The 1445-nt window shown below is 57.9% G+C and carries 1 protein-coding gene; it reads left to right on the top strand.

Annotated features, from left to right (window positions below; all coding sequences use genetic code 11):
* The first annotated feature begins 233 nt into the window (after positions 1–233).
* Positions 234–1427: an IS110 family RNA-guided transposase gene (locus AACX88_RS17420; RefSeq protein ID WP_339394125.1), complete on the top strand. Its 1194-nt coding sequence runs from the start codon at positions 234–236 to the stop codon at positions 1425–1427.
* Positions 1428–1445 lie beyond the last annotated feature (18 nt).

Here is a 1445-nt window from a genome sequence, read left to right as displayed (position 1 = left end):
CTGACGTAGAGAATGTTAAGGACGGGAGTCCGGTGTGACCCCGGCCCTGACTGCCCCACTCGCGTGGTGTCTTTCTCGTGATCTGTCCACCGACTCTCGTCATGACCCCCCAGCCGGACGGGACATGACTTCATAGGAGCGTGATCCGCGGACACGGATCTCGTCTACGTCCTGTCTGCCCGCCGGGCTGGGAGCCAACCCGTTCCCAATCACAAGAAGGGGCAGACTCCATCATGCCAACCACGAAACCAAATGTGTACGCCGGCATCGACACCCACGCCAAGACCCACCACGTCGCTGTCATCGACGAACTCGGACGTCACCTCGACGACCACGAGTTTCCCACCACTGCCCAAGGGCTGACAGCGATCTACGCCTTCCTCGTATCCTTCGGTACTCTCATCCGCGTAGGAATCGAAGGAACAGCCTCCTACGGTGCCGGCGTCACCGCGCTCTTACGCAGCTATGACATCACCGTCAGGGAAGTTATCCGCCCCAACCGGCAAGCACGACGCAACGGCAAATCCGACCCCATCGACGCCTACGCCGCAGCGAAGACCGTCGCCGCCGATGACACCCTTCCGATCCCGAAACTCCTCAATGGCCCCATCGACACGATCCGCGTGCTCCTCAAAACTCGGCACTCCGCAGTCAAAGCACGAACAACAGCGATCCGGCAGATCCGATCCTTCCTCGTCACCGCCCCCTACCGAGTCCGCGAAGCCTACGAACACGAATCAGCACGGCAACTCATCACCGGCATCCTCAAAGCCACACCACGTCACGATGACGTATTCCTTTCAACTCTGCAGCTCCTGGCACGTCGCCACGAGACCCTCGCAACAGAAGAAGCGGACATCGAGGCAACTCTGGCACCGATGATCACCACGATCGCGCCTGCGCTGATCGCGATGAAAGGAGCCAAAACGGTCACAGCAGCACAATTGCTGATCACTCTGGGAGAGAACGCAGAAAGAATCCATTCGAAAGCTGCTTTCGCAGCCTTGTGCGGAGTCTCTCCGATTCCAGCATCATCGGGGAAAACGAACAGAATGAGGCTCAATCGTGGCGGTGACAGACAAGCCAACCGTGCACTGCACACCATTGCGTTGAATCGTATGAGCAACGACGGACGCACCCGTTCCTACGTGGCCAAACGTGTGGGAGAAGGCAAAACCAAACGCGAAATTATCCGTTGCCTCAAGCGCTATATCGCCAACGAGGTCTACCGGCACGTCACACGACCGCAGGAAGTTCCGGCCATCGATGATCTTCGTCCACTGCGCCAGTCAAAGAAGATCACACTCCAAACAATCGCGGAGGAGTTCGGTGTGTGGCCGATGAAGGTCTCGACGATCGAACGAGGCAAATCACGCGATGATGAGTTCGCAAGCAGGTATCGCAAATTTCTCCTCAATGCCGCTTGACTGAGCATAGGAGCATCA

The organism is Brevibacterium metallidurans (assembly GCF_037101285.1).
Classification (GTDB): domain Bacteria; phylum Actinomycetota; class Actinomycetes; order Actinomycetales; family Brevibacteriaceae; genus Brevibacterium; species Brevibacterium metallidurans.
The sequence above is the reverse complement of the archived record's forward strand: the minus strand, read 5'-3'. Positions and strand labels throughout refer to the sequence as shown.